Raw genomic sequence first — 20,977 nt, 5'->3', positions numbered from 1 at the left:
CTTTCTTCTTTTCTTAACGATCATGATGTGGCGCAACGAGTGTCAATTAGGACACTCTAGAAAGGAGGTATTCCAGCCGCACCTTCCGGTACGGCTACCTTGTTACGACTTAGCCCCAATTATCGGTTTTGCCCTAACACGCTCCTTGCGGTTACATGCTTTAGGCACCCCCAACTTTCATGGCTTGACGGGCGGTGTGTACAAGGCCCGGGAACGTATTCACCGCGTCATTGCTGATACGCGATTACTAGCGAATCCAACTTCACGGGGTCGAGTTGCAGACCCCGATCCGAACTGTGAATGGCTTTTAGAGATTGGCATCACATTGCTGTGTAGCTGCCCGTTGTACCATCCATTGTAGCACGTGTGTAGCCCCGGACGTAAGGGCCATGATGACTTGACGTCGTCCCCGCCTTCCTCACCGTTTGCACGGGCAGTCTGTTTAGAGTCCCCACCTTAAATGCTGGCAACTAAACATAGGGGTTGCGCTCGTTGCGGGACTTAACCCAACACCTCACGGCACGAGCTGACGACAGCCATGCAGCACCTAGTTTCCTGTCCCGAAGGACTGATCTATCTCTAGATCATTCAGTAACTTTCAAGCCCGGGTAAGGTTCCTCGCGTATCATCGAATTAAACCACATGCTCCTCCGCTTGTGCGGGCCCCCGTCAATTCCTTTGAGTTTCACCCTTGCGGGCGTACTCCCCAGGTGGATGACTTAACGCTTTCGCTTGGACGCTAACTGTATATCGCTAACATCGAGTCATCATCGTTTAGGGCGTGGACTACCAGGGTATCTAATCCTGTTCGATCCCCACGCTTTCGTGCATCAGCGTCAATCACCGCTTAGATAGCTGCCTTCGCAATCGGAGTTCTGAGACATATCTATGCATTTCACCGCTACTTGTCTCATTCCGCCATCTTCAACGGCATTCAAGTTCTTCAGTATCAAGAGCACTGCGACAGTTGAGCTGCCGTCTTTCACTCCTGACTTAAAAAACCGCCTACGCACCCTTTAAACCCAATAAATCCGGATAACGCTCGGATCCTCCGTATTACCGCGGCTGCTGGCACGGAGTTAGCCGATCCTTATTCTTCGAGTACGTTCAGCTATCTACACGTAGATAGGTTTATTCCTCGACAAAAGCAGTTTACAACCCATAGGGCAGTCGTCCTGCACGCGGCATGGCTGGTTCAGGCTTCCGCCCATTGACCAATATTCCTTACTGCTGCCTCCCGTAGGAGTCTGGTCCGTGTCTCAGTACCAGTGTGGGGGATTCTCCTCTCAGAGCCCCTAGACATCGTCGCCTTGGTGAGCCGTTACCTCACCAACTAGCTAATGTCACGCGAGCCCATCCATATCCTATAAATATTTAACAGCTTCTCCATGCGAAGGTGCTGTCTCATGCGGTCTTAATCCGGATTTCTCCGGGCTATCCCCCTGATATGGGTAGGTTGCTCACGCGTTACGCACCCGTGCGCCACTCTCACTATCTTCGAGCAAGCTCTCCGATAGATCCCGTCCGACTTGCATGTATTAGGCCTGCCGCTAGCGTTCATCCTGAGCCAGGATCAAACTCTCCATTGTAATAATGAATTGTTCGATACCAAGCTATTTACTAATAAATAACCGGAATCGTTTTTGTTGTATCTTACGATCCGTAATTGACAGGTTGATTTTTTGTTATTGTATAACTTTCATCTTCCGACTACTCGTTACGCTACATGATCATCTTTCTTAAAGAACTTTCTTCGCCGCCGCGTCGCGCTTTGGCTTTTTATATATCGTGGCATCGCTGCACGAACTATCTTGTTTGTTTCCCTCCTTCTCGTTGGGACTGCAAAGGTAGAAGACTTTTTCGGTTTCGCAAAATAAAGTTGAACTTTTTTTTTCGACGCCCTTTCAGGCTTTCTAACCGTGAAAACGCCCTTCGTTAAAGGCTTTTTCCATCTTCTGTTTTTCGCTTTTCAATCGTCCCTCCCTTGCGGAGTGGTGCAAAGATAGAAACTTTGGCATATATCTTGCAAATTATTCCAGCTTATTTCTTTCAGACAACACACAAGATGCTGGAATACTGCGCAATATTTTTGTTAAAGCCCCTCCTTTGCTATTGTCGGGATAATAATAACGAGCAATTAGCGTCCCTTATTGTATCAATCTGCTTTTTTATTTCCCGGCATCATACTGTTTATCCAGCAAGACGTAAGAGCACACGAACATCTATTAAAGTAGGTTGTCTATAGGGAAAAGAAAAGGAGTACCAGCAATGGATGGTAGGGAAAGACAGACGTAGTGCGTAGGCTAAGACTCGTCGAGTAACGAGATTACTTTTTAAACACCCAATACTTCTGCATGGTGAAATTGAAACCTAGGGAAACCAACACTTCCACAATAAGCTTTGAGTAAAAGGGGTTGAGAAACAGATAATCGACCAACAGGTAAATTCCGGTCGATTTCAAAGTGATGCTTCCCAGCACCACCAATACAAACTTCCACAGCTGGTTACCTATAGCTGTTGTTTTGCTATCGAAAGCCCAATACCGATTGATCGAAAAATTAACGATAGCGCCAAGCCCACCACTGATGACATTCGATCCATGTGCCGAATAGCCCAAAACCTGTAAACAAAAGGTATAAATGGCAAAGTCGGACAATCCACCTAAAAAAGCGGAAAGCTGCGCTTTGCCAAAGGAAAGCATAAAATCGCGTTGCGGCAGCCTAAACCTCGGCTTCATGGGTAGAAACACTTTCTTGCTTCTTCGCTTTCTCCTCCCAATCCTTCAGATCACCGAGATGTAACAATTTTTTGGTATCGACCCAATTGATCACAAAGAGGATGGCACAGATCCCCATCACCAAATAGTTTATGCTACCCGGAATAATAACCTCCGCCAAGAGCACGGCACAAATCACGACACGTATTTCCGTTGGCCCCATCAAACCGGCATCTATGGTATATTTATCGGTTATACGGTAACGCAATTGTGAAATAATCATTGCCCAACCGTATAGCGATACCAGCGCAAAACCGGAATACTTAAAGTCATCGGGCGCATAAAAAACGTATCCTAAACCAATCATCACCGTACTGATCCAATCCATGACGATATCCAAAGCAAAGCCGTACCATTTCCGAGACTTATTACGGTAAAAGGCAATACGACCATCCAAAGAGTCACCAAACCATTGCACGTAAAAGCCTAGAATACCCAATAGCAACAATGGGCGAGCAACATATTCTGCCAAAAGAAAGCTCCCTAGAATCATCACAGAACCGACAAATCCAATGGCGGTAAGACCATCCGACGATATCCAACTGGGAATTCTAGGCACCAAATAAGAAATAAATTTCTGCTCGGGCACACTTAAAATATTCGTTCTCTTCCGATCTTCGAAAAGCTTTTTATTGATCTGTTGACTCATAAGGTACTATTTAGAACCACTTATTTTGCTTATACCAAAGTAAACTTTCTTTTAAGCCATTGGCCAAATTATACTTTGGTTTGTAATGTAGAATATAGGTTGCTCTGGAGATATCACAACTCCAGTTTTGCGCTGTCAATTCGCCAAGCCGCTCGGGATAGATAACGGGGGTCTGCGCCGAATTACGGTACAGCCATTGCGAGATCTTGGCGACGCCCGCGACAATACCGAAGGGCACGTGCACACGTAGCAGCTTTTTGGCAAAGGTTTCTTTAAAAATGTCAGCCATAGCATACCTGGAATAGGCTTGACCATCTGTAATATTAAAAAATGTTAGTCCTTCCTGTGGCGCCGTGCAGGCATTCAATAAAACAGCAACCAGATCTTTGACATACACAAACGACAACTTTTGCGAAGCTCTTCCAATATACGCATCCAAACCTTTGTTCATGGTATCGAAAAGAATAAACAAATCCTTCTCCCGCGGACCATAAACTGCCGTAGGACGAATAACTGTAATGGGCTGTGTTGAGAATTTGGATTTGATCATCTCCTCTGCCGCTTGTTTACTGCGTCCATACAGGGTAACAGGTTTGTAAGGTGCATCGTCGGTAAGCTCACCGTCGTTATAGGCTATCGGACCAATTGCAGCCAAGCTACTCACGAATACAAAACGCTGTGGTGGCACCGTACTTTGGAAGGCTGCTTCCAATAGGCGCTGCGTGATGCAAACGTTTACCGCGTTGATTTCCTTCTCGGATTTGGCCTTTGTTAAAGCCGCCGCATGAATAATGTAATCGTATTTTTGCGTCTCGAAAAGATTACGCAACTCATCCATATCTTCAAAATCAGGATATACAACCTGATGAACATACGGTTTTATCGAAGAAATGTTACTTGATTTTCTAACAGCAGCATGCACTTCGTGTCCGGCAGCAGCAGCAGATTCTACCAAGTGCGAACCCACAAAACCACTAGCCCCCGTCACTAAGATTTTCTTTCTCATAATGCTTTTTCGTACAGGCGATAACGCTTGTAAAGGTCTGCATTGATCTGTTCTATCGCGTGGTTCATCATATAGTTATGTTCCAACATCCAAGAACACTCCGCTGCAATGATGCCTGATGGGATGGCATTTTTAATAATGCGCCCATACAAGCAGGCTTCGATACCCAACTTACGATAGCCATCAAGAACACCTAGCATTAACACCCTAATGGTCTTGATCTTTTTCAATCCAAACAGCAATTTAAAAATACCGAAAGGCAATAGCCTACCTCGTTTTATCTTGATTTGCACCTCATTGATATTAGGTATACCGAGGGCAAAACCGATGGCTTCACCATCCTTCTCCGCCACTAAGCAATATTTGGGATCCACGATCATCTTTAGATCTTTCGCTGTATGATGAAATTCTTCATCTGTCATTGGTACAAAACCCAAGTTTTTATCCCAAGCTTTATTATACACCTGCTTGATCTTTTTGGCTTCATTGTCAAAATCTTTAAGATTGATTTGACGAAGTACGATTCCCGATCTCTTTAAACGCTCTTCCAATCGATCCAATAAAAGCACCGATCGTTGGTTGGCTGTCGCTGTCGTAACATAGTAAGCCCTTAGATCAACTTTTTGAGCAAAGCCAGCTTGGCTGATCAGGTCTATATAATACGGTGGATTGTAGGGCATCATCGCCATTGGAGGACGGTCAAAACCTTCCACTAACAAGCCACAGGTATCATTCGTCGTTAAGTTGATCGGACCTACAATTTTATCACCACCCTTTTCTTTTACCCACGATTCCGCGGTTTCCAACAAACGATTGGCGACTTCCTGATCGTTGATGCTCTCGAAAAAACCAAACTGTCCTTCCGAAACATTATTGAAGGCATTGTGGTTATTGTTCCAAATAGCCAGTACACGCCCCGCCAATAGACCATTTTTATAGGCTAAGAAAGCCTGCGTCTGCGAATGCTTATAAAAAGGGTGCTTACTAGCGGTTAATAAATCCTGTTGGCCCAAAAATAGCTCGGGTACATAGTTTGGATCCTTTGCATACAAGTCATGCGGCAGATCAATAAATTTAGCGAGCTGCTTTTTTGTTTGAACAGGAATAATCTCGATCATGCCGTTAATTCATAAAAGATTCAACTTCCACGGTTTTGAAAACTTTTGCCATCTTATCCACTGCTTCGTCAATTTGATCGAAGGTGTGAGTCGCCATTAGCGAAAAGCGAATCAAAGATTCTTCAGCAGGCACCGCAGGTGCAACCACTGGATTTACGAAAACCCCGTTATCCTGTAGCATTTTCGTAACATAATACGTCTTATCATTATTACGAACAAAAATCGGCAAAATAGGACTTTCTGTCGATCCTAAATCAAAACCATTATCCAAAAGCAACTTTTTCGCGTAATTGGTATTTGCCCACAATTTTTCGATGTGCTCAGGCTCCGTTTGTATAATCTCCAATGCTTTTAGCGTAGATGCCACCGATGCTGGCGTCATACTGGCACTAAACATGAGGGAACGTGCGCGGTGCTTCAAGTACTCGATTGTTTGCGCATCAGCTGCCACAAAACCACCCAAAGAAGCCAAGGATTTACTGAAGGTCCCCATAATCAAATCCACGTTATCCGTCAATCCAAAGTGCGAAGAAGTACCTGCACCACGATCACCGATAACGCCTAAGCTGTGTGCGTCATCGCATAGGATAGCCGCATCATATTCTTCTGCAATGGCCACCATTTCGGGTAGGTTAACGATATCCCCTTCCATACTGAAAATACCATCTGTCGCAATCAGCTTCAAGCTATCTTCCGGCAATCTGGACATTTTAGCACGTAGATCCTCCATATCGTTATGCGCGTATTTGATAACCTTAGAGAAGGACAATCTGCTACCATCAATAATAGAAGCGTGATTTCGCTCATCCAAGAGAATATAGTCATTGCGTCCTGTCAGACAGGATAAAGGCCCCAAATTGGACTGAAAGCCTGTACTAAATAGAATGGCTGCTTCTTTACCTACATAACTGGCCAACTTTTCTTCGAGTTCCACGTGTATATCCAGTGTTCCGTTTAGAAATCGAGAGCCAGCACAACCTGTACCATATTTTGCGAGAGCGTCTTGGGCAGCTTCAATGATCCGCACGTCTGTTGTCAAGCCCAAATAAGAGTTTGAACCGAACATCAACACACGCTTCCCATCAATGATCACCTCCGTATCTTGCTTGGACTGAATAGGTCTAAAATAAGCGTAAAGATTATTAGACTTGATGGGCTCCAGTTCACTCTCTAGGAACTTAGACGTTCTTTCACTTAACTTTCCCTTGCTCATGCTGTAGGTATTCTTTTTTTTGTGATATAATTTCGATAATGTAAGCTGACTTAATTTTTGACTTTCACGTATTAAACGTCAAAAATATAATTATAAACAAAAATATACAATTTTACATTTTTAATGATGTCAAGTACTCAAAAAGAATTAATTTGACAAACTATTAAAAATCAATATTGTATACATTCAGCCTAAAAAAAACCGCTGCAAACATACAAAACTCGATTGATTTAACCTCATTTAAAAACCATATGAATATCATAAAATTAAATTATTGTTAAGAGATTACCAACAGTTTGCAATTAAAAGTCCTACAAAAGTTTAATTTCTTTATTTTTGCCATTTACAGTAAAATCTATGGCTATATCCGCAAATATCAATATCAAAAATAAACGGGCATCATTTGAATTCCACCTTTTGGAGCGGTTTACGGCCGGCATTCGGTTGTTGGGCACGGAGATCAAATCCATCCGTGAGGGGAAAGCAAATATCAACGACAGCTTCTGCAGTTTTCTCGACGACGGGCTTTACATCCGCAATATGCATATCGCGGAATATTCGTTCGGATCATTTTACAACCATGAGGCCAAGCGCGATCGTCAATTACTGTTGACAAAGCGGGAAATGAAAAAATTGAGAGATAAAGGGGAAGAAAAAGGATTCACCATCGTTCCACTGCGTATTTTCATCAGTGAACGTGGCTTTGCTAAAGTGGAAATCGCTTTGGCGCAAGGAAAGAAAGACTTTGACAAGCGGGAAACGCTAAAAGAACGGGAAAGCAAACGCGAGCTCGACCGGGCAATGAAACGCTAGCCGATCTTAGCTACGGCCCATATATTGCCCGGGCGTTAGTCCTTCTCGCTGCTTGAATAGCCGTATGAAATAGTTAAGATCCGAAAATCCGGAAGAGAAGCAGGCTTCCTTCACGCTGTCCACCTGTCGGAGCAGTTTTTTAGCATGCTGCAAACGTGCGCGTATCACAAACTCCATGGGACTGATGCCAAACTCATTTTTGAATGATCGCGAAAGCACACTTTTACTCATTCCGACCTTTCCAGCAATCTTCTCTACGGACAATTTCTCGCAGAGGTTATCTTTGATATATTGCTTTACTCCTTCAAAAACAGAATTTCCCTTTGCGGTCGTATTGTCATCCAGCAGCAGCAAGCCCTGCATTTGCATAATACGAATCATAAGCTCCTTCAAAACCAGTTCGGCAATGGCATCTTTGCATAAGTCGCTGCTAAGACTCACCTGAAATAGTCGGTTCGTTAGCCTTGCCAATTCTTCACTATTTGCAAAATGAAATTTATCCAATTGGAAACTCCAATTTGCAGCACTGTCCTTTTTTGGGTAAAATTCATTCAGATAGTTGAGTACCTCCCTGATCTTGGCCGCATCGATAGTGATTGCTGTACATTGCGTTGGTGCTTCCAATCGAGCTTCTGGAAAGTCTATTTTCATCTGTGTATACTCCGGTAGCAACAGGGTTTCTCCAGGGAAATAATCAAAAGAAACTTTTTCCTGCAGGTGCATGATTTTTTTGCCTTTTATCATGTTGATGATCACCAAATCATCAAACTGCAAGGGCACCAAAGAGCTCTCCTCATAGGTTTCAAAAATATTCAGCTCATAGTTAGACAAAGTATAAGCACGTCGATTCTCGACCAGCGTTGTCAATTCTCGCTTGTTAGCTAATGGAAGCATCTTGAGTTCGTGGCTTTTTAACATGCGCTATTCCTCCCTATTTATTGGTTACCATCAAATATAAGCAATTCGGTTTCAACGTCAAATCATCCTTGTCAGCATAATGCTACTATTTGACACGATAATGCTATCGTAAAAACCCACCCCTATATAAATTTGTTTTAGCTAACAGACCATTTTAAAAATTAAGTAACATGGGAACAATTAAAAAACCAACGTTCAAAGAACGTTACGACAATTACATCGGCGGAAAATTTGTAGCGCCCGTACTGGGAAAATATTTCGATAATATTTCGCCCTTAGATGGCAAAGTTTTCACACAGGTAGCACATTCGAGTAAAGAGGATATTGAACTTGCAGTCAATGCGGCGAGCAAAGCCTTTGAAAGCTTTAGCAAAACGTCCGCCACCGAGCGCAGCATCATGCTCAATAAAATCGCCGACCGTATTGAAGAAAACCTAGCCTACATTGCTGCTGTAGAGACTATTGATAATGGAAAGGCTGTCCGCGAGACCTTAAATGCCGATATCCCCTTAGCGATTGACCACTTTCGGTATTTTGCAAGCGTTATCCGCGCCGAAGAAGGTGCCATAAACGAGCTAGACAAGGACACGGTATCCATCATTGTAAACGAGCCTCTTGGCGTCGTGGCTCAAATCATTCCGTGGAACTTTCCTATTTTGATGGCCGTTTGGAAATTGGCGCCAGCGTTGGCTGCAGGAAATTGCGTAGTGTTAAAGCCTGCCGAAAGCACACCGACTTCGATTATGGTTCTTATGGAATTGATCGGAGACTTAATTCCTGAAGGAGTTGTGAACATTATAAACGGTTTCGGATCCGAGCTAGGCCGCACCTTGGTTACCAACCCAAAAGTCGCAAAAGCAGCTTTCACCGGTTCAACGGCAACCGGCCGAATGGTGATGCAATATGCCACGGAGAACATTATTCCGGTGACATTGGAGCTTGGTGGCAAATCGCCGAACATCTTCTTCAGCTCCGTAATGGATCAAGACGATGCCTTCTTGGACAAAGCGATCGAAGGCGCCGTGCTCTTTGCTCTTAACCAAGGAGAGATATGTACCTGTCCCTCACGCTTACTGATTCAGGAAGACATCTACGACCGATTTATTGCCAAGGTTATCGACCGCGTCAATAAAATCCAGGTCGGCGATCCGCTGGATCCGAATACCATGATGGGTGCCCAAGCCTCAAAGATTCAGAAAGATAAAATCTTGTCCTACATTAAACTCGGTAAAGAAGAAGGTGCAGAGGTATTGACCGGTGGCGATGAAAACCATATTGGTGAAGGTTTTGAAGATGGTTACTACATTAAACCGACCTTGTTTAAAGGCCATAATAAAATGCGCATCTTCCAAGAAGAGATTTTTGGCCCCGTACTAGCGGTCACCACGTTTAAGGACGAAGCGGAAGCAATCGCCATCGCCAACGATACGATTTATGGTCTTGGCGCAGGTGTTTGGACGCGCGACGCACATCAACTGTACCAAGTGCCGCGTGCTATACAAGCCGGTCGCGTATGGGTGAACCAATACCACTCCTACCCTGCTGGCGCTCCATTTGGTGGATATAAGCAATCTGGTATCGGCCGTGAAAACCACAAAATGATGCTCGATCACTACAGACAAACTAAAAACATGTTGATTTCCTACAACAAGGAGAAACTCGGATTTTTCTAATCTGCATACTACAATTGGTCGGTATCATGCCGACCAATCGTTCATTCATTTTTTCATCTTTTAATAGTACATACTATGATTGCTCAAACTATGCGAGCAGCCGTTGTTCGAGATTTCGGACAGCCGTTGCGTATCGAAGATGTACCGGTGCATCGCCCGGGCAGAAACCAAATTTTGGTGAAGGTGGTTGCCAGTGGTGTATGCCACACCGATTTACATGCCATTGACGGCGACTGGCCGGTAAAACCGAAGATGCCCTTGATTCCCGGCCATGAGGCTGTGGGCTACGTAGCCGCTGTCGGCGAAGGGGTCAACACGGTGAAGGAAGGTGATGCCGTGGGCGTTCCGTGGCTGTACAGTGCTTGTGGAGGCTGCGAACATTGCATCACGGGCTGGGAGACCCTTTGCGAGAGTCAGCAAAATGGTGGATACAGCGTGGATGGTGGATTTGCGGAATATGTTATTGCTGATGCGCGATATGTAGGACATTTGCCCAGTCATGTCAATTTTTTGGAGATGGCTCCCATACTGTGTGCTGGCGTCACGGTGTATAAAGGATTGAAAGAGACTGAAACACGTCCGGGACAGTGGGTAGCCATTTCCGGCATTGGTGGGTTGGGGCATCTTGCCGTACAATATGCTAAGGCGATGGGCCTACATGTGGCCGCGATTGATGTTGCGGACGATAAGCTAGCTCTTGCGCAGCGGCTCGGTGCAGATTTAATCGTGAATGCCAAAGAAACCGATCCGGGCAGCTATCTGCACAAGGAAATTGGCGGCGTACATGGCGCACTCGTTACGGCCGTATCACCGATAGCCTTCAAGCAGGGAATCGATGTCTTGCGTCGTAAAGGTACGATTGCCCTTAATGGCCTTCCTCCAGGAAGCTTTGATCTACCGATTTTTGAAACGGTATTGAAGCGTATCACTGTCCGCGGATCCATTGTAGGTACTCGTAAGGATTTACAGGAAGCTATCGAGTTTGCCGCTGAAGGAAAAGTCAAGGCAAATGTCACCGCCGCCAAATTAGAGGATGTAAACGAGGTATTGCAGAAGATGAAAGAAGGCAAAATAGAAGGCCGTATGGTACTTGACATGAGCAATTAAGCTTAAAACAGAAGGTTTACCATCTGATAACAAAACAACTATATATCAATTTTAAGAGATTGCATCAGCATTACACTTTAGGGGTAAGATGGTGCAATCTTTGTGCTTATTATAAAAAACAAAGAGGATGACAGAACGACTTGATGTAACCGACGAAGCCAAAGCCCTCATACAGACTTTGGCAGCCACACATGGCGACCTCATGTTTTATCAAGCTGGCGGTTGCTGTGAAGGCACGCAGCCGCAGTGCTTTGAAAAAGGCGGCTACTTTCCGCGCATGAACGATGCATTGATCGGACATGTGGAGGGCTTTGAGTTTTGGGTAGACCGCGATCTTTTCGAATACTGGAAACATGCGCATTTCACGCTAGACGTACTGGATGGTTTTGGACCGGGCGGATTTTCCCTAGAAACACCCTTGGGGAAAACTTTTAAGGTGCACTACCGTCTATTTTCGGAAGAAGAACTGGCTCATCTACCCGAGGTACAACGTAGCGAATAAACACTAAAAGATATATATATTCATGGCAAAACTATTTGAAGCTTTTCCCCTATCAGGGTTTACCTTGCACAACCGGCTGATCGTTTCTCCGATGTGCCAATATTCCGCCGAGGATGGATTCGCAAACGACTGGCATTTGGTGCACTTGGGCCAGTTTGCTATCGGCAAAGCGGCAGCAGTAATACAAGAGGCGACAGCTGTCGTGCCCGAAGGACGCATTTCTTTTTGGGATTTGGGCATTTGGAAAGACGAGCATATCGATAAATACCAGCAAATTACCCGCTTTATCAAATCGCAGGGAAGCATCCCAGGCATCCAGTTGGCGCATGCAGGCAGAAAAGCAAGCGATAATAGACCTTGGGAGGGAAGAGGGCAGTTTGCACCCGACGCCGCATTTGGATGGCAAACTGTTGCCCCATCGGCTCTTCCTTTTCATGAAAAGGATCATCCTCCCCTAGCACTGGAAATCAGCGACATCCGAGATATCGTAACCTATTTCGCAGAAGCAGCGCAGCGCGCAGTAAAATCAGGCTACGAAATTATTGAAATTCATGCTGCGCATGGCTACCTCATCCACCAATTTCTCTCTCCTTTGGTCAATCTGCGGACGGATGCGTATGGCGGAAGCTTCGAAAACAGAATTCGCTTTCTGCTGGAAATCGTCGATGCCGTGAAAGTGCATACAGCAGATGTATCGTTGTGGGTGAGGATTTCGGCCAGCGACTGGGCCGAGGGCGGATGGGACATTGATCAAAGCGTTGCTTTAGCCAAAATATTAAAGGAAAAGGGCATCGAAGTTATTGATGTATCGTCGGGCGGCGCCGTTCGACAGCAAAAAATTGATGTAGGCCCCAGTTATCAGGTACCTTTTGCCGAGAAAATAAAGCAGGAAAGCGGTATGTTAACCGCAGCCGTCGGGGCAATCACCTCCGGTTCACAAGCAGAGGCTATTGTAGCCAATGAGCAGGCCGACTTGATCTTGGTCGCGCGCGCTTTCTTGGATGATCCACATTTTGTGTACCATGCGGCGACCGATTTAGCGGTGGATTTAGATTGGGCCGAGCAGTATGCTCGGGCGAAAGGAACAATAAAGAGGGGTTAGCCCCTCTTTACGTTTAATCTTCGATATCAAGTCCTGAAAGGACTGGAATTGGCTTTTTATCATCATCCAAGGCCACAAAGGTAAACATTCCTTGAATGGCAAGCTCGCGCCCTTCCTCATACATTTTTTCCAAATATATCTCCACCTTCACCTTCAAACTTGTTCGCCCAATACTTGCCACCTTTGCTACCGCTTCAATAATACTTCCCGAAGGAATCGCTTTTTCAAAGTCAATACGGTCTGTGGATACGGTTACCAGCCGTTTACGACAAAAGCGTGTGGCAGCCATGAACGAAACTTCATCCATAATAGCCATGGCCTTTCCACCAAAAAGAGTGTCGTGGTGGTTCGTCAAAAAGGGAAAAACGGTGGTGCACACGCGGGTCTCCGCCAGCGCGATCCTTTCATCTACTGTCATTATTCTTTATCTGTTAATATACGTATTATTATGCCTGATCCACATCAATTCCAATGCCTTTTAACAACATCGACGCATTAAATATGCTGCATCGACCATTTTTCAATTTGTAGTCGAACAACATTTCTCCTTCGGATACCTGTATGTCAAAATGGTAATTTTGCACCTTTCCTGGATATTCCTCTTCGAGCGTAGCAAGTTGCAGGTCATGCGTAGCGACCATACCTTGGCCCTCCATAGCAAGAAGCTTGCGAATAATGGCTCGCGAGCCTAAATATTTATCGACCGAGTTCGTTCCTCGCAGCATCTCATCGATCAAGAATAGGCTCTGCTTGTCGCGCTCCACAGTTTGCAAAATGAAACGCATACGATCCAATTCAGCCTTAAAGGTGGAAGTGCTCTCGTTCAACGAATCTTTGATCCGCATGTAGGAAATAAGGTGATAGATAGGCAGGCTAAGCGAAGAAGCGCAGCAAACCGCCCCTGCATAAGCGAGCACCGCATTGATGCCTACGGTGCGCAGAAAGGTACTTTTCCCCGCCATATTAGAGCCAGTAATCAAAGCAATATCGTGGTCCGCACTGCTGTAATCATTCTCCACCGAGCTTGCCGCAGCAATCAAAGGGTGCGCGATATGCCGGCAGCTCAACTTCGCATCAATGGATTGATCCAAAATCTGCGGCGTTGTCCATTCCGGCTGGTTACGTTTTAGCACAGCGAGCGTGTTCAGGGCTTCAAATTCGGCGATCACATCGAATGCCACCAAGATATTGGCCTCATATTGACTTTTCCAATGCACGATCTTCATGACGTATTTGAAATCCCACAGCAGAAACATGTTCAACAGGGCACCCACAAGCATGTTATTACGAGCGTCCAAATTATCAATCAAGGACGACAGCTGCCTAAAGGCTTCGGAAAGCAAGGTATCCTTGACCCGCAGCTTCTCCTGCAGCGCGACAGTCATGCTGCTCTTAAAGGATTTCTGCTCCACAAGCGCCAATCCTTCGGCATAGGCACCAAGCACCTTGCCCACCTTATCTATCTTGCTCGAAAAGAGGCTTACTTTACCAGCCATCCTTAAGGTCCACAGCAAGTGGATCAGGGCTAATGTGCCCACATAAGGCCACAGCGGGAAAACAAAAATGGAAAGTAGCAGGAGCACCAACATAATATAGGGTACTGCCGCGACATAAAGCTTCAGCGAAGGCCCACCAAAAGCGAGTCCGGAATCTTGAAAGTAGCGGGCGAGAAAAGATTTAACTTCCGTTTTTTGAGTGAGATTAAAGGCCAATCTAGCTTGAAACTGTTGACTCCATTCGATGTCATCGGCAATTTCAACCACCGCTTCCTGCCTTTCTTCAATAATCGACTTCGAAGCTGCCGACTTAAACCATGCAGCCAAGGTCATGTTGCCAAGCTGCGTTGCCGCTCTATTGACAAGAGCAAACAGGGAAAAGCTACCAAAAATATCGAGATCTGCCGTATAGGGATGCTGATTGTCTTCAAAGACCTGTCCTCCATCATACATATTCTGCCGTGTATCTTTAACTGCAAGCTCATTCTCATTGACAGCCAGAAAGGCCATCGCATCGGCTCGCTTCTTCTCCAATCGGCTCTGCCGCCGTATCAGAAAGACGAAGAGCAAAACTATGCCGACCATCAATACTAAAACCAAGGGCACATTGTTCCATTGAAAACTATAGAATAATAGCGCGCCTCCCCCGATAATGACAAATAAGCGGGCAAAGCTATTTTTGTTTATGTCTTTATTTAATTGATGAATTTCCTCCGTAGACTTTTTGACCTGATCTTGGTAATGCTGGTATATCATGCGATAAAAATAGGAAAAGCTCGGCAGTACCGAGCTTTTATTTTATTTTAACCTACATTTTCACCAGGCTTGGTCGCCCACTAGGGGTACAAAACGGAAGGTATCGAGTTCTATGCGTTCAAAATCATTCTCCCCCACCCGAAGGATGGTAACCATTTTCTGCGATTTTTCGTCGCCCACCGGAATGACGAGCAAACCGCCATATCGTAGCTGTTTCAGCATCAGCTCGGGCACAAAAGGTGCTCCTGCCGTGACAATGATCTTATCGTAGGGTGCATGTTCAGGAATGCCGCGCGAGCCGTCGCCCAAGAAAAAATGCGGTTTATAGCCCATGTAGGGCAACACCTGAATGGTACGTTGGTACAGGCTTTCCTGCCGCTCTATAGTAAACACTTCGGCGCCAAGCTCCAGAAGAATACAGGTTTGATACCCCGATCCAGTTCCTATTTCGAGCACCTTATCTCCTTTTTTCACGTGCAACAACTCCGACTGATAAGCCACGGTGTAGGGCTGCGAAATCGTTTGACCATCCCCAATAGGAAAGGCTATATCTCGGTAAGCTTGGTTCCAGAAAGTTTCGTCGAAGAAAAAATGGCGAGGCACTTTACCTATTGCTTGCAGCACCCGTTTATCTTCAATCCCCCGCTTTTCCAAGTTGTTTACGAGCTGCTTTCGCGCACCTTTTTCTCGGTAATTATCTACAAACTTATACGCCATTGTAGCTCAAAAATACCATTGTTGAGCCACATTTCGGGCATTAAAATGCAAAATGTTTAAGGTCAAGGCCGTATAAACGGGAGGCTTTACCTATCTTCGTTATGCGCTATTCCAGTCGACGGGCGACGAAGAACACTCGTTCGCCCACAAGGGAGGCCGTTCGAGAACGGTGGCTAGCGCATTATTTTGCAACAGCATGAAGAAGGAGCATACCATGATAAAAAACAGCTTATTATTTTTCTTTTTGTTAATCGTGCCATTTTTGGTCTTTCCACAGGCGGCAGTGTCGGCGGACGGCGTATTGCGTGTCTTAGCCATCGGCAACAGCTTCTCGGAAGATGGCATTGAAAACTATCTTCACGAATTGGCCACAGCCTCCAATAAGAAGATCGTCATTGGTAACCTTTACATCGGTGGGGCTCCACTCTCGCTCCATGTTAACAATGTACGAGCCGATGCACACGATTACAGCTACAGAAAAGTACTGTTGGATGGTAGCAAGAAAACGCGCAAGGACGTCAGCATTGCCGAAGCTCTACAGGATGAAGACTGGGACTACATCAGCTTTCAACAGGCGAGCCCCTTGTCCGGACAGTATCCAAGTATTGCGGAAAGCCTACCCGAACTGGTCAAATACGTGCGCGACAAGGTAGCGCCTGCGCCAAGCTTTGTGTATCATCAAACCTGGGCCTACCAAAAAGACTCCAAGCACGAGGGTTTTAAGAACTACCATAATGAACAATCTGAAATGTATCAAGCTATTGTAGATGCCTCCAAAAGCGTGAAGCAGCTTGGCTACTTCAAAAAAATTATCCCCGCCGGCACGGCCATACAAAACGGGCGTAGCAGCTCTATTGGCGACAACTATACCCGGGATGGCTACCATCTACAGCTGGATTATGGCCGGTTCACGGCGGCCTGTACATGGTTTGAGGAGCTCTTTGGGGAAGATGTCCGTAAAAACAGCTACAAACCGGCTAACGTTACGGATCTGCAAGCGCGTATCGCGAAACGTGCCGCCCATGCCGCGGTCAGAAAACCTTTTAAAATCACAAAAATAAAGCTCTAGGGATACCCTAGAGCTTATTTAACAATCTTTCGATAGTCGTTTCAAAATTTTTCAGCGCTACTTTTTCCTTGTTGATAAAGTCATTATCAGCCAATTTACCGACCACTTCTTCCATCTCCGCATAAGATTCGTAGACCATCTGCTTAAACTTATTTTGGTAATCCTTGGCCCGCGCACTTTCAATCTCGGCGCATATCCATCTTTTTGTCTCAACGGCATCAACCAATAGCTCCCGCAAGAAAGCAGCATGCCAATCAGTTAAGGCAAGGCCTTCAATATCGGCCATAGCATGCAAAGCATGCACAAATCGATCTTGCAAATAGTCGCGGCTCCACACATGGTAGCGCTCATGTACATCCTGCCAAGCCGAAACCTCTCCAGCACGCACCTGATCAAGAAGCGCATCCAGTTTAACGCGCGGCACCAACTGTCCACCAATATTCTCGAACTGCTCCCTTCCACCCGCTGTCCCACGGATAGCAGCCCAAAATGCATCCAGTGATGCACTTGTGTCCAAAAACTGTATAAGCTCGAGCGATGCATAATAGCGAATCATTCGCCGGTATACCAAGTAGGATTCTCTAGGCTTAACCAATACGACCTTGCGTTTAGAAAACTCCACATTGTCCAGCAACACCGGCTGCGCGGGCAAGGGCTCTTTCGACAACAACAATTGACGCCCCATGAGCGGCCATGCCTCCGACGCTGTACCCTCGGGAGCAAATGCTTTTCCGACGGCACCTTCTATTTCATGCAGGGCATCGAACATTTCATTGATGGTATCCGGTGCCAGTACATCATACTCGATATATTGGTTTTTGAACTTGCGTTTGTCGCGCGATTGAAACTTCGAGGTGTTACGCATTAGCGCGTACATGTTGTACAGGAACCAATATCCGGGCAAAATCGCCAGCCTATTGGTATCCACCTCGTTGCTTACCAGGCAGAAAGGAAACTTGATATCGAGCTCGTGCAAGAAATCGCCTTTGACAATCAATGTATACGATGCAAAGCGCGAATTGTGCTTTAAGCTAACACAGAGACCGGGCCAAAAGCCCCGACCTGCCACAATCTCTCCATCTGCTGCGCGCGAATTATGGTTAGACCCTACAGTAGCACCTGCGGCCATATTGCTTTGACCTTTGACCACCGCGGCACACAGAAAAGAGTTGTTGTGGTGCTGCTCATGCGCCGGAAAGATCAAGGAGTTTAACACCTCACAACAGGATATCGTCGAGTTATCGCCCAAGAACGAATTGATCAAACGAGCGCCATACTTCAGTTGCGAATTCGAGGAAAGGATAAAACGTACTGCTTTCACCCCGTAAAAAATACGGCAGCCATAACCGATGATACCATTCACTAGTTCACAGCCTTCACCAATCTGTGTGAACGACTCTGCAGAGGAATTGATGGTCAGGTTCTTTAACTTATTAACGCCTTTGATATACGCATCCGAACCAATTTTCACATCCTTGATCGTATGCGTGTTTTTAATGACGGAACGATCTCCAATTTCACTATAGTAACCATGTTCGACACAGAAATGTGCTTCCGCCATCTGCTGAAATTGCCCCTGCAATGCATGATCGTCCCGATATCGAGACCATAAAAATACATCCCCCGCCTGCATACCATCAAAGGGAAGTACCGATCGACCTCCATTTTCGTTGCATAACTCCAGCCGTATCCGTCGCTCTTCCACATCCCCTTTTTTCAACATGCCATTTCCAAACTTGGCACTACTGCTGGTCTCCATTTCGCTAATATTAGCAAGCATCACCTCATTGCCAACAACAAAATGGGACATGTAGCGCACGTTGTGTACGGCAACGCAGTCGCCAAAGTCGCAACTCAGGACTGTCGAATTGTAAATACCACAGGGCAGCCGAAGGTCACGGAAATCGAGATAAACCTCGTCCATATCACCGATGCGCACCATACCATAAAACTTGCTGTTCTGTATCTGCTCCGGCAAGAAACGATCGGTAACCCATATATCCTGCCAATTGCTGGCAAAGTTATCGTTCTGTAACAGGCGTTTTATTTCTGCATCGGTCAGCTGCCTAAAAGCATGCGTCGAGCGAAACTGCCTATTTCGATAGATATATTCATCCCCGTTCTGCAGATAAGCTTCCGGTATAAAATTATAGCCTAGTTCGGTAAGTTTCTTTTTTTCAATTTTCGACATAGAAGCTTACTCAACAGTTACCGATTTCGCCAAATTACGCGGTTTATCTACATCGAGACCTCGGTGCACACCTATATAATAAGATAACAGTTGCAATGGAACAACAGAAAGCAAAGGAGCGATAACCTCATGCACTTGCGGCACCACCATCACATCATCTGCTAATCCGGCAACGATATTGTCGCCCTGCGATATCACGGCAATAACCTTCCCCTTGCGCGCTTTGATCTCTTGGATATTGCTCACAATCTTTTCGTGGTAGCTGTCTTTTGTCGCCACAAAAACCACCGGCAGGTTTTCATCCACCAAGGCAATAGGCCCATGTTTCATCTCCGCTGCAGGATAGCCTTCGGCATGGATATAGGATATTTCCTTCAATTTCAGAGCGCCTTCTAGGGCAATCGGGAAATTAAAGCCTCGGCCCAGATACAGGAAGTCACGGGCGTCCGCGTATTTAAGTGCTACAGCCTTGATTGCAGCATCTTGCTCTTCCAAGATATCGTGCACAAATTGCGGCACTTTGGCCAAGTCGGCCAATAATTTATTGAAAAGCGTTTGATCGATGGTCTGCTTATCCCGCGCTACTTTCAACGCAATTAGATAGAGTACCGCCAACTGCGCGGTAAAAGCCTTGGTGCTAGCCACCCCGATTTCCGGTCCAGCATGGGTATAAGCACCTGCATCGGACAGACGGGCAATGGAAGAGCCGACGACATTTACCAAGCCAAAGATCGTTGCACCCTGTTTCTTGGCATTCTCGAGCGCAACCAAGGTGTCGGCTGTTTCGCCACTTTGCGAAATAGCGATAATAACATCTTTATCCGTAATAATCGGGTTTCGGTAGCGAAACTCCGACGCATATTCCACCTCCACATTGATACGACAAAGCTCCTCAATCACATATTCTGCCAAGAGGCCGGCATGCCAGCTGGTGCCACAGGCAACGATAATGATGCGATTGGCCTCCATCAGTTTATCCTTGATCTTGTCCACACCGCTTAAGGTGATATGCTGTTGTTCCGCATCGAGCCTCCCACGCAAGGAGTCGAATATGGTTTGCGGTTGTTCAAAGATCTCTTTCAGCATAAAGTGGTCGTAACCTCCTTTTTCTATCGCTGCCAACTCGATATCCAGCTTTTGCACAAAGGGTGTGACGCGCTCATTCCCCAAATTCTTAAGGATCAACTCATCCGGTCGCACAATAGCCAGCTCGTAGTCATTGATATAAACCACTTCCTTCGTGTAGGCCAACATCGGCGAGGCATCCGAGCCTAAGTAATGAGCATTGTTGCCGATACCGATAACCAACGGACTTCCTTTTCGCGCGGCAATGATGGTGTCGGGTAAATCTTTATCGATCAATAAGATCACATAAGCTCCTACCACGCGTTTCAACGCCACGCGCACCGCTTCTTCTAGCGAACATTCGTTGTTGATTTTTATATCCTCAATGAAATTCAACAGTACTTCCGAGTCTGTATCACTCTTAAATGTATATCCTTTTTGCTGTAGTTCACTTTTCAGCTGGGCATAGTTTTCGATGATGCCGTTATGGATCATCGCGATATTGCCCGAGTTGGAATAATGTGGGTGAGCATTCCGATCAGAAGGAACGCCGTGCGTGGCCCAACGCGTGTGCCCGATACCTACCGTCGCCTGAATATTTTTACCATACACAAATTCCTCGAGTACGGCCACCTTACCTTCTTTTTTATAAACTTCTAGGGAGTTGCCCGTGTGCAGTGCCACACCGGCGCTATCATAACCTCTATATTCTAATTTTTTCAATCCGTCAATCAAGATCGGATAGGCTAAGTTGCTACCTACGTAGCCAACGATTCCACACATAAATGTTCTAAGTTTAATTTGCT

At 45.8% G+C, this 20,977-nt stretch carries 17 protein-coding genes and 1 rRNA gene; 6 read left to right on the top strand and 12 right to left on the bottom strand.

Features of this window, described 5'->3' with window-relative positions; genetic code table 11:
• Window positions 1-60: 60 nt before the first annotated feature.
• The 6 genes from SCB77_RS16965 to spt form a co-directional block, all read right to left on the bottom strand.
• A 16S ribosomal RNA gene (locus SCB77_RS16965) occupies window positions 61-1,589 on the bottom strand.
• A 737-nt stretch (window positions 1,590-2,326) separates the two neighbouring features.
• Window positions 2,327-2,737 carry a GtrA family protein gene (locus SCB77_RS16960; RefSeq protein WP_320183190.1) on the bottom strand — a complete coding sequence of 137 codons (411 nt, stop codon included), beginning with the start codon at window positions 2,735-2,737 and terminating at the stop codon, window positions 2,327-2,329.
• Entirely contained in the window at window positions 2,721-3,425 is a 705-nt protein-coding gene (locus SCB77_RS16955) for a CDP-alcohol phosphatidyltransferase family protein (RefSeq protein ID WP_320183189.1), read from the bottom strand. The genes SCB77_RS16960 and SCB77_RS16955 overlap by 17 nt, the downstream gene beginning before the upstream one ends.
• A 10-nt stretch (window positions 3,426-3,435) precedes the next feature.
• Window positions 3,436-4,431, bottom strand: a complete 996-nt coding sequence (locus SCB77_RS16950) for an NAD-dependent epimerase/dehydratase family protein (RefSeq protein WP_320183188.1) — start codon at window positions 4,429-4,431, stop codon at window positions 3,436-3,438.
• Window positions 4,428-5,549 (bottom strand): hypothetical protein, encoded by a 1,122-nt coding sequence (locus tag SCB77_RS16945; protein WP_320183187.1) that lies wholly within the window; start codon window positions 5,547-5,549, stop codon window positions 4,428-4,430. The genes SCB77_RS16950 and SCB77_RS16945 overlap by 4 nt, the downstream gene beginning before the upstream one ends.
• A gap of 4 nt (window positions 5,550-5,553) precedes the next feature.
• Window positions 5,554-6,762, bottom strand: coding sequence for a serine palmitoyltransferase (spt, locus tag SCB77_RS16940; RefSeq protein WP_320183186.1), 1,209 nt, complete (start codon window positions 6,760-6,762; stop codon window positions 5,554-5,556).
• 357 nt (window positions 6,763-7,119) lie between these two features.
• Here spt and smpB point away from each other — a divergent pair, with 357 nt between their 5' ends.
• A complete protein-coding gene (gene smpB, locus SCB77_RS16935) occupies window positions 7,120-7,575 on the top strand; it encodes an SsrA-binding protein SmpB (RefSeq protein ID WP_320183185.1) in 456 nt (151 codons plus the stop codon).
• 6 nt (window positions 7,576-7,581) lie between these two features.
• Here smpB and SCB77_RS16930 read toward each other — a convergent pair whose 3' ends face one another.
• A complete protein-coding gene (locus SCB77_RS16930) occupies window positions 7,582-8,469 on the bottom strand; it encodes an AraC family transcriptional regulator (protein ID WP_320183184.1) in 888 nt (295 codons plus the stop codon).
• A 194-nt stretch (window positions 8,470-8,663) separates the two neighbouring features.
• Here SCB77_RS16930 and SCB77_RS16925 point away from each other — a divergent pair, with 194 nt between their 5' ends.
• The 4 genes from SCB77_RS16925 (at window position 8,664) to SCB77_RS16910 (ending at window position 12,877) form a co-directional block, all read left to right on the top strand.
• Entirely contained in the window at window positions 8,664-10,166 is a 1,503-nt protein-coding gene (locus SCB77_RS16925) for an aldehyde dehydrogenase family protein (RefSeq protein ID WP_320183183.1), read from the top strand.
• 90 nt (window positions 10,167-10,256) lie between these two features.
• Window positions 10,257-11,273, top strand: a complete 1,017-nt coding sequence (gene adhP / locus SCB77_RS16920) for an alcohol dehydrogenase AdhP (RefSeq protein WP_320183182.1) — start codon at window positions 10,257-10,259, stop codon at window positions 11,271-11,273.
• A 127-nt stretch (window positions 11,274-11,400) separates the two neighbouring features.
• Complete coding sequence (locus tag SCB77_RS16915) at window positions 11,401-11,775, top strand: DUF779 domain-containing protein (RefSeq protein ID WP_320183181.1); 375 nt, start codon at window positions 11,401-11,403, stop codon at window positions 11,773-11,775.
• A 22-nt stretch (window positions 11,776-11,797) separates the two neighbouring features.
• Window positions 11,798-12,877, top strand: a complete 1,080-nt coding sequence (locus SCB77_RS16910) for an NADH:flavin oxidoreductase/NADH oxidase (RefSeq protein ID WP_320183180.1) — start codon at window positions 11,798-11,800, stop codon at window positions 12,875-12,877.
• A 13-nt stretch (window positions 12,878-12,890) separates the two neighbouring features.
• Here the strand turns inward: SCB77_RS16910 and SCB77_RS16905 are convergent, their stop codons facing one another.
• From SCB77_RS16905 to SCB77_RS16895, 3 genes are read right to left on the bottom strand one after another with little or no spacing between them, the layout of a single operon-like run.
• Window positions 12,891-13,295, bottom strand: coding sequence for an acyl-CoA thioesterase (locus SCB77_RS16905; protein ID WP_320183179.1), 405 nt, complete (start codon window positions 13,293-13,295; stop codon window positions 12,891-12,893).
• A gap of 28 nt (window positions 13,296-13,323) precedes the next feature.
• Complete coding sequence (locus SCB77_RS16900) at window positions 13,324-15,129, bottom strand: MutS-related protein (RefSeq protein ID WP_320183178.1); 1,806 nt, start codon at window positions 15,127-15,129, stop codon at window positions 13,324-13,326.
• 60 nt (window positions 15,130-15,189) lie between these two features.
• The gene (locus SCB77_RS16895; protein ID WP_320183177.1) at window positions 15,190-15,846 is read right to left on the bottom strand and encodes a protein-L-isoaspartate(D-aspartate) O-methyltransferase; all 657 of its coding nucleotides are present in this window, start codon (window positions 15,844-15,846) and stop codon (window positions 15,190-15,192) included.
• A 196-nt stretch (window positions 15,847-16,042) separates the two neighbouring features.
• On the opposite strand from SCB77_RS16895, the gene SCB77_RS16890 reads away from it, so the two are divergent.
• Window positions 16,043-16,915, top strand: coding sequence for a DUF4886 domain-containing protein (locus SCB77_RS16890; protein WP_320183176.1), 873 nt, complete (start codon window positions 16,043-16,045; stop codon window positions 16,913-16,915).
• Between the two features lie 7 nt (window positions 16,916-16,922).
• On the opposite strand, the gene SCB77_RS16885 is transcribed toward SCB77_RS16890, so the two are convergent.
• Both SCB77_RS16885 and glmS read right to left on the bottom strand, forming a co-directional pair.
• Window positions 16,923-19,106: a DUF4954 family protein gene (locus tag SCB77_RS16885; RefSeq protein WP_320183175.1), complete on the bottom strand. Its 2,184-nt coding sequence runs from the start codon at window positions 19,104-19,106 to the stop codon at window positions 16,923-16,925.
• A gap of 6 nt (window positions 19,107-19,112) precedes the next feature.
• Window positions 19,113-20,954 carry a glutamine--fructose-6-phosphate transaminase (isomerizing) gene (gene glmS / locus SCB77_RS16880; RefSeq protein WP_320183174.1) on the bottom strand — a complete coding sequence of 614 codons (1,842 nt, stop codon included), beginning with the start codon at window positions 20,952-20,954 and terminating at the stop codon, window positions 19,113-19,115.
• Window positions 20,955-20,977 lie beyond the last annotated feature (23 nt).

It is taken from the genome of Sphingobacterium bambusae, from assembly GCF_033955345.1.
Lineage (GTDB): Bacteria > Bacteroidota > Bacteroidia > Sphingobacteriales > Sphingobacteriaceae > Sphingobacterium > Sphingobacterium bambusae.
This window is presented reverse-complemented; position numbering and strand designations above follow the sequence as displayed.

What these genes read in the sequence shown, in the direction of transcription:
- SCB77_RS16915 (WP_320183181.1), top strand. Translation starts at nt 11,401, where the DNA reads ATGACAGAACGACTTGATGTAACCGACGAAGCCAAAGCCCTCATACAG.
- SCB77_RS16890 (WP_320183176.1), top strand. Translation starts at nt 16,043, where the DNA reads ATGAAGAAGGAGCATACCATGATAAAAAACAGCTTATTATTTTTCTTT.
- smpB (WP_320183185.1), top strand. Translation starts at nt 7,120, where the DNA reads ATGGCTATATCCGCAAATATCAATATCAAAAATAAACGGGCATCATTT.
- SCB77_RS16925 (WP_320183183.1), top strand. Translation starts at nt 8,664, where the DNA reads ATGGGAACAATTAAAAAACCAACGTTCAAAGAACGTTACGACAATTAC.
- spt (WP_320183186.1), bottom strand. Translation starts at nt 6,762, where the DNA reads ATGAGCAAGGGAAAGTTAAGTGAAAGAACGTCTAAGTTCCTAGAGAGT.
- SCB77_RS16955 (WP_320183189.1), bottom strand. Translation starts at nt 3,425, where the DNA reads ATGAGTCAACAGATCAATAAAAAGCTTTTCGAAGATCGGAAGAGAACG.
- SCB77_RS16930 (WP_320183184.1), bottom strand. Translation starts at nt 8,469, where the DNA reads ATGCTTCCATTAGCTAACAAGCGAGAATTGACAACGCTGGTCGAGAAT.
- adhP (WP_320183182.1), top strand. Translation starts at nt 10,257, where the DNA reads ATGCGAGCAGCCGTTGTTCGAGATTTCGGACAGCCGTTGCGTATCGAA.
- SCB77_RS16905 (WP_320183179.1), bottom strand. Translation starts at nt 13,295, where the DNA reads ATGACAGTAGATGAAAGGATCGCGCTGGCGGAGACCCGCGTGTGCACC.
- SCB77_RS16895 (WP_320183177.1), bottom strand. Translation starts at nt 15,846, where the DNA reads ATGGCGTATAAGTTTGTAGATAATTACCGAGAAAAAGGTGCGCGAAAG.
- glmS (WP_320183174.1), bottom strand. Translation starts at nt 20,954, where the DNA reads ATGTGTGGAATCGTTGGCTACGTAGGTAGCAACTTAGCCTATCCGATC.
- SCB77_RS16910 (WP_320183180.1), top strand. Translation starts at nt 11,798, where the DNA reads ATGGCAAAACTATTTGAAGCTTTTCCCCTATCAGGGTTTACCTTGCAC.
- SCB77_RS16945 (WP_320183187.1), bottom strand. Translation starts at nt 5,549, where the DNA reads ATGATCGAGATTATTCCTGTTCAAACAAAAAAGCAGCTCGCTAAATTT.
- SCB77_RS16950 (WP_320183188.1), bottom strand. Translation starts at nt 4,431, where the DNA reads ATGAGAAAGAAAATCTTAGTGACGGGGGCTAGTGGTTTTGTGGGTTCG.
- SCB77_RS16960 (WP_320183190.1), bottom strand. Translation starts at nt 2,737, where the DNA reads ATGAAGCCGAGGTTTAGGCTGCCGCAACGCGATTTTATGCTTTCCTTT.
- SCB77_RS16900 (WP_320183178.1), bottom strand. Translation starts at nt 15,129, where the DNA reads ATGATATACCAGCATTACCAAGATCAGGTCAAAAAGTCTACGGAGGAA.
- SCB77_RS16885 (WP_320183175.1), bottom strand. Translation starts at nt 19,106, where the DNA reads ATGTCGAAAATTGAAAAAAAGAAACTTACCGAACTAGGCTATAATTTT.